Source organism: Cronbergia sp. UHCC 0137, from assembly GCF_034932285.1.
Classification (GTDB): Bacteria; Cyanobacteriota; Cyanobacteriia; order Cyanobacteriales; family Nostocaceae; genus Cronbergia.
In genome coordinates, this window is sequence record NZ_JAYGHC010000005.1 from 162,899 (window position 1) to 169,147 (window position 6,249).

Below are 6,249 nucleotides of genomic sequence, written 5' to 3' on the forward strand. Positions count from 1 at the left end.
GGGGGGGGGGGGGGGGGGCAGGGGGCAGGGGCAGGGGGCAGGAGGCAGGAGGCAGGAGGCAGGAGGCAGGAGGCAGGAGGCAGGAGGCAGGGGAGGAATAAATCTTTTATTACCAATCACGCATCACCCATCACCCATTACCCATCACCATTACCTCCGTAAAGAGAGTAACCGTCTGCTTTCTAGTTGCTTACAAAGTCTTAATTCTGTGCCTTTGCGATTCCACTCTACTTGATCAAAAATTTGATGCAGCAGGGTCATACCGCGACCATTTTCAGATTCATCGGGTGGTAAATATTCTGTGGGATCACTATGACAACTACAAGAGGGCGTGAAACCACTACCTTGGTCTGATATGATCCACCAATATTGATTATCTATGAGGGAAAAACGAACTACTACTTGTTTACTAGGATCAAGATTGTTGCCATGTTTAGCTGCATTGACTAGAGCTTCTTGAAGTCCTAGTCTCAGTTCCGCTTGCAATTTTGCGGGAATCTCTGCCAATAATAAATCTAAGATTGGACAAAGATATAGAGTTGAGGCAAAGCTAATTGTACCCCAATAACGTCCAACTGGACGGAGAGAAATGGTAATCACAAGAGAAACCCCGTAGCTTTAGTTAGCTAGACATCAGTTTGCTTTTACAGGCACCCTGATAAAGAACAATTAAGGTGATCATGTTGCTTTCAAACTTGCGTCTGTAAAACTAAATTAAAAAAATCTTGAAAAGCATCAACTTAAACATAATTGAGCATTGCTTGATTAAAAATCGGCTGAAATCAAACTGCTGATGCAGTTAGGAACTTAAAATTGGCTGTTTTATTTGAATAACTATGAATAATAATAGTTAATGGCCAATTTGTAATTCTAGCAACGTGATTGCCCTTGTTAATAGTTCATGCCAGGTTAATTTTTTTTAAAGGAAAGTGAGTTTCTATTTTTGACTTGACTATATTCTAGCATTATTACTAGACACTCAACTACAAATTTTTAGCTTGAGTTTTTGTGAAGAATTGACAAACTTACTCTAGATGGGATGATGAAAGAAAGGCTACTGCTTCTACGTGAGCAGTTTGAGGAAAGAAATCGGCTGGCTGCACCCTTGTAACTGAATAGATCCCGGCTTCACAGAGTAGTTTGAGGTCGCGGGCGAGAGTAGCTATTTTACAACTGACGTAAACTATTCGAGAAGGTTTCAGGTCAAGTAAAGATTTGATGACATTAGGCTCACAACCTTTTCGGGGCGGATCAAGTATTACGATATCTGGTATAATCCCCAAATTTGGCAGAATTTTTTCTACTGCTCCTACTTGGAATGTAACGTTATTAATTCCATTGAGTTGGGCATTGACAATGGCCTGTTCTACTGCTGCTGGCTGTACTTCTAAACCTGTTACTTGCCGTGCTTGTTTTGCTAGGGGTAAGGTTAAAGTGCCAATACCGCAATAGGCATCGACGAGGGTCTCATGGCCTTGAAGATTTAGCTCTGACTTAATCACCTGTAGTAGTGTTTCTGCTGTTTCTGTGTTGATTTGGAAAAAGGTATCGGGTCCGATGTGAAATTCTAATCCAGCGAATTGTTCTCGCAGATAGGGAACTCCAGCTAGACAACGAGTTTGTGAACCGAATATGGCGTTTGTGCGATCGCTATTCAAATTAAGTGAGACTCCCACTAATTGAGGATAACGCTGTAACCACTCCTGTGCTTGGGTTTCAATCCCTGGTAAGTTCCAATTTTTAACCACCAATGTCAACAACATTTCTCCTGTGCGTCTACCAATGCGTAAACCCAGATGGCGAAGTTGTCCTTGGTGACGCTGTTCATGATAAATTGACCAACCGTGTTTTTGGATATCTTGCTTGACTTGGGTTAACAGAGGATTTAAGCGGGTATCTTGGACTGGACATTGATTTAAGTTAATTAGTTGATGACTACCTTTTTGGTAATAACCTGCTTGTACCTGACCTGTCGCGGAGACACCAAGAGGATAGGTAGCTTTATTGCGATAACCCAGGGGTGAAGTTGCGCCTAATATGGGATCTACTGGTGGAGAGACAAAACCGCCAATGCGTTCTAAAGCTTGGATGACTTGATTCTGCTTGGCCGTTAGCTGGTAGTCATAATTAATATGTTGCCACTCACAACCGCCACATTTATCAGCCACAATGCAACTAGGTCGGATACGTTGTGGCGATCGCTGTAGTAGTTCCTTTAGCTTACCGTGGGCGTATTTAGGCTTGACGTATAGGAGTTGGACAAGAGCGCGATCGCCCACTACGGTATCTGGAACAAAGACTACACGTTGATCAAAGCGTCCTACACCATCGCCAGTATCACTCAAATCAGAAATTTCGAGTTCAATTACTTCACCCTGTTGCCAAGTTGTATTAGTCATTAGTCATTAGTCATTGGTAATTTATAAATTGAGGGAATAAGGTAATAAATTATTTTCCCCCATCTCCCCAATCTATCCTATGTCCCTCATCCCCCTCATCCCCGTCATCCCTCACCCATCTATCCGATGCTCCTCACCCTGCTCATACCCTTGTGTGCTTTACAATCGCCGTAAAGCCTATTTAATCAGCTTTTTTAATTTTTAATTCTTAATTTTTAATTGCGAAATGTGTACCTCAGACTGGTTAAACTAACATATAATCCTTCTTTTGCGTGATTGCTAAAATCATGACTGTAATTAGCCAAGTTATTCTCAAAGCCGACGACGAACTGCGTTACCCTAGCAGTGGCGAACTTAAAAACATCAAAGAGTTTTTGCAAACCGGCGCACAACGGACAAGAATCGTCGCTACCCTCGCCGAAAACGAGAAAAAGATTGTTCAGGAAGCAACCAAAAAACTTTGGCAAAAGCGCCCTGACTTTATCGCCCCTGGTGGTAATGCTTACGGAGAGAAGCAAAGAGCTTTATGTATCCGTGATTTTGGCTGGTATTTACGCCTGATTACTTACGGTGTACTTGCTGGCGACAAAGACCCAATTGAAAAAATTGGTTTGATTGGTGTGCGAGAAATGTACAACTCTCTGGGCGTTCCTGTTCCTGGAATGGTGGAAGCTATTACTTCCTTAAAGCAAGCTTCTTTGGATTTGTTGAGTGCTGAAGATGCCTCCCAAGCAGCGCCTTACTTTGATTACATCATTCAAGCGATGTCTTGATTTAAAGCCTGTGTTGGTTTTGGTTGAACTAAAAATTAGCACTCAATCACGATAAAATTCCTAATTTGATCATAACGTCCCCACAAATGGTAGTGGCTATGGCAAAGATTTTGTCAGGTTATTAACCGGTTGTGGGGATATTTTGATTAAGTAGTCGGACAAAATTAAATTCATTGGTTGAAAGAGGGAACAGGAAACAGAAAAACCTATCATTTGACCAGATTCAAGAGTATTCTTCCTCCTGACTCCTGACTCCTGACTCCTGCTATATGACATCTCCAACATTGAAAGTTTGTCCTCCTACGGTTACTTTATCCTCTGATACTAATTTTTTTCCCCGGCGGGTTTCAACTATATCATTGACTTTGACATCACCATCCAAGATCATTAGTTTGGCTTGACCTCCCGTTGAAGCTACACCCACTAACTTTAAAAACTGGTCGAGTTTAATCATAAATAAATTCAGGGGTTTTTACTCTTGATATTCGGGACTAATTTTTCTCTTATTCCCTGTTATGTATATTTTACACTTTAATTAAGGATGAATGATTGATGTTTAAAATAATTCAGATTGTTTGTACTTGTTTATTATTAAATTTTGCCTTGACTCCCGAATTGGTAAGTGCTGCGACTACAGCCGGAGAATATCGAATATTAGGACTTTCTTATCGTCAACAAGGCAGATATTCTCAGGCAATTGCAGCGATGCAAAAATCTGTAGAACTTGAACCAGACAATATTCAAGGACGAGTTAATTTAGGTTGGACTTTGCATTTAGCAAATAAAGAAAAAGAAGCAGCTATATCTTTATGGCAAGCTATAGTCAAAAAGCCGCTATTTGTCCCTGCTTACAATGCTTTAGGAATTGTTTATTTAGTTGAAGGAAATTTACCATCTGCGGTGATAGTTCATACTTGGGCAGCAATTCTCAAGCCAGATAACGAAATTGCTTACTATAACTTGAGTTTAGCATTACATCGCCTGAAAATTTATAATTTAGCGATTACTTGCGCCAACCGTGCTGTAGCTTTAGAACCGAGGAATCCTCACCCTTTAGTTGCTAGGGCGATCGCTCACTGGGATTTGGGTGAAAAACCTACTGCTAAACAAGTTTACACTAAAGCGATTAACTTAGATTCCCGCTATCGCGATCGCTCTTTTTTAAGCCATCTTAAACAAGCAGCATTTAGTTCTAGTCAAATTCATACTGTTGAGATATTACTTCAAAATCTTTCCAGCAAACATTGAACAACAAAACAGTATTTTTCATATAAAAGCTATATACCAAAAAACGTCCAACCTTGTTAAGAGTTCCTAATATCCGGCAAATTTACATCTTCATATAAAGCCTTAATTGGACAGTGGAAATCAATGCTAGTTAAATGCACTTCATCATCTTTTTCATAACTATAAAGTACCCAATTTCCTGCCTCATCACGCCTAAAACATTCTACATTGATTTCTTCTGGTGAAACCAACACATATTCTTGTAGAGTATCTAATTTCCGATAATCAGCGAACTTCTTACCTCGATCATAACCTTCTGTCGATTTAGATAAAACTTCTACAATTAAACAAGGATATTTCTTAAAATATTCAAATTCTCTATCTCTATCATCACAAGTCACCAACAAATCAGGATAAAAATAACGGTTGACTTTTTCAACTTCTACCTTCATATCTGCCATGTATACACGACAAGCATTACCCCTAAGATGACTATGAACTAGAATATAAAAATTACCTGATATGGTAACATGAGTATCACTAGCTCCTGCCATTGCGTAAACTTCACCATCAATATATTCATGTTTAATTTCGCTGAGTTTTTCACGTTCTAGATATTCTTCCGGTGAAATGTAATATTCACTCCGATTAAAAACCATAATTGTAATTTAACATTTTAGTAACCATACCAGATATTGTAACAAATAAACGTAGTTTGATAATTTCTAAAATAGCGATCGCTCCCATTGGCAAAACACACTCATCACAATTTAGGTTAATATAAACAAATATCAACCAAAATGTCTAAAATCCCCTAAAAATATTTTAAACCTACTAAAAAAAGGGTCTTTATGGTACTGAATCCCAGTCAACGCCTAAAATTAGATGACTCAGACGACAAACTATTTTATTACTCACCACGTTTTGTCACCCATGTCGATGAAGGATTTATTCAACAACTAACAGACTTGTATCGTCAAAAACTTCAACCCAATACACGCATTTTTGATATGATGAGTAGTTGGGTATCCCATCTCCCCCCAGAACTAGAATTTAGCCACATCGAAGGACACGGACTCAACTCTGAGGAATTAGCACGCAATCCCCGCTTAGATCATTATTTTGTACAAAATCTCAACGAAAATCCTCAATTACCCTTGCCAAATCAAGATTTTGATGCTGTTCTCAACTGTGTTTCTGTCCAGTATATCCAATATCCAGAAGCGGTATTTTCGGAAATTCATCGCATTCTTAAACCTGGTGGTGTAGCAATTATCAGTTTTTCTAATCGAATGTTTTTTCAAAAAGCCATTCAAATTTGGCGTGATGCTTCAGAAGAGAGAAGGGTTGAATTGGTAAAGCGATACTTCACCTCAGTACCGGGATTTACCACTCCAGAAATAATAATCAATAAATCAATAGCACCGAACTTTTTACAGTGGTTGGGTGTACCCGGAGGAGATCCATTTTATGCTGTAATTGCTTCTCGATTAGATTAGTAAATAGTTGGACAAAATTAAATTCATTCGTTGAGAAATGGAACAGAAAAACCTCAATCGTTGATTAGATGGGGTTTAGGATTTACTTTATTCTCTGTTCTTTTCTTCCCTTCGTCATTTATTACCCAAAAATCATTCATCCCAAGGTCAAAACACCAGCTTGAAAATTCACTACCAAAGGCAAAAATTCTAACCACCTGGAACCCAATAAAACTTCTGTCAAATGATCTCCAGCATAAACAGGAATTTTATACTCTTGATTATCCAATATCACCTTACCCAAATAAATATCAAAGATTTTTATTCCCTGTGCAGTACACTACGGTGTACACACAAGTGATCTGATTACCC

7 protein-coding genes and 1 pseudogene are annotated in these 6,249 nt (G+C 39.1%); 3 read left to right on the forward strand and 5 right to left on the reverse strand.

Going from position 1 to position 6,249, the window contains the following annotated elements:
• Nucleotides 1-150: 150 nt before the first annotated feature.
• Together VB711_RS03975 and rlmD are read right to left on the reverse strand one after the other, a co-directional pair.
• On the reverse strand, nucleotides 151-600 hold the full coding sequence (locus VB711_RS03975; RefSeq protein WP_323284414.1) for an anti-sigma regulatory factor: 450 nt from the start codon (nucleotides 598-600) through the stop codon (nucleotides 151-153).
• A gap of 425 nt (nucleotides 601-1,025) precedes the next feature.
• Nucleotides 1,026-2,399 (reverse strand): 23S rRNA (uracil(1939)-C(5))-methyltransferase RlmD, encoded by a 1,374-nt coding sequence (rlmD, locus tag VB711_RS03980; RefSeq protein ID WP_323284415.1) that lies wholly within the window; start codon nucleotides 2,397-2,399, stop codon nucleotides 1,026-1,028.
• A 287-nt stretch (nucleotides 2,400-2,686) separates the two neighbouring features.
• Between rlmD and VB711_RS03985 the strand changes: the two genes are divergently transcribed.
• Nucleotides 2,687-3,172 carry an allophycocyanin subunit alpha-B gene (locus VB711_RS03985; RefSeq protein WP_323284416.1) on the forward strand — a complete coding sequence of 162 codons (486 nt, stop codon included), beginning with the start codon at nucleotides 2,687-2,689 and terminating at the stop codon, nucleotides 3,170-3,172.
• 265 nt (nucleotides 3,173-3,437) lie between these two features.
• Here VB711_RS03985 and VB711_RS03990 read toward each other — a convergent pair whose 3' ends face one another.
• Nucleotides 3,438-3,626: an RNA-binding S4 domain-containing protein gene (locus VB711_RS03990; RefSeq protein WP_323284417.1), complete on the reverse strand. Its 189-nt coding sequence runs from the start codon at nucleotides 3,624-3,626 to the stop codon at nucleotides 3,438-3,440.
• 98 nt (nucleotides 3,627-3,724) lie between these two features.
• On the opposite strand from VB711_RS03990, the gene VB711_RS03995 reads away from it, so the two are divergent.
• Nucleotides 3,725-4,420 (forward strand): tetratricopeptide repeat protein, encoded by a 696-nt coding sequence (locus tag VB711_RS03995; protein WP_323284418.1) that lies wholly within the window; start codon nucleotides 3,725-3,727, stop codon nucleotides 4,418-4,420.
• Nucleotides 4,421-4,476: 56 nt separating this feature from the next.
• Here VB711_RS03995 and VB711_RS04000 read toward each other — a convergent pair whose 3' ends face one another.
• Nucleotides 4,477-5,058 (reverse strand): Uma2 family endonuclease, encoded by a 582-nt coding sequence (locus tag VB711_RS04000; RefSeq protein ID WP_323284419.1) that lies wholly within the window; start codon nucleotides 5,056-5,058, stop codon nucleotides 4,477-4,479.
• Nucleotides 5,059-5,250: 192 nt separating this feature from the next.
• Here VB711_RS04000 and VB711_RS04005 point away from each other — a divergent pair, with 192 nt between their 5' ends.
• Nucleotides 5,251-5,898, forward strand: a complete 648-nt coding sequence (locus VB711_RS04005) for a class I SAM-dependent methyltransferase (RefSeq protein ID WP_323284420.1) — start codon at nucleotides 5,251-5,253, stop codon at nucleotides 5,896-5,898.
• A gap of 136 nt (nucleotides 5,899-6,034) precedes the next feature.
• Here the strand turns inward: VB711_RS04005 and VB711_RS04010 are convergent.
• A pseudogene (locus tag VB711_RS04010) lies at nucleotides 6,035-6,214 on the reverse strand (aspartyl protease); the annotation flags it as partial.
• Nucleotides 6,215-6,249: the final 35 nt, after the last annotated feature.

Bases quoted from the DNA above. Each gene is read 5' to 3' on its own strand.
- rlmD (WP_323284415.1), bottom strand. From the start codon at position 2,399: ATGACTAATACAACTTGGCAACAGGGTGAAGTAATTGAACTCGAAATT.
- VB711_RS03985 (WP_323284416.1), top strand. From the start codon at position 2,687: ATGACTGTAATTAGCCAAGTTATTCTCAAAGCCGACGACGAACTGCGT.
- VB711_RS03990 (WP_323284417.1), bottom strand. From the start codon at position 3,626: ATGATTAAACTCGACCAGTTTTTAAAGTTAGTGGGTGTAGCTTCAACG.
- VB711_RS03995 (WP_323284418.1), top strand. From the start codon at position 3,725: ATGTTTAAAATAATTCAGATTGTTTGTACTTGTTTATTATTAAATTTT.
- VB711_RS04000 (WP_323284419.1), bottom strand. From the start codon at position 5,058: ATGGTTTTTAATCGGAGTGAATATTACATTTCACCGGAAGAATATCTA.
- VB711_RS04005 (WP_323284420.1), top strand. From the start codon at position 5,251: ATGGTACTGAATCCCAGTCAACGCCTAAAATTAGATGACTCAGACGAC.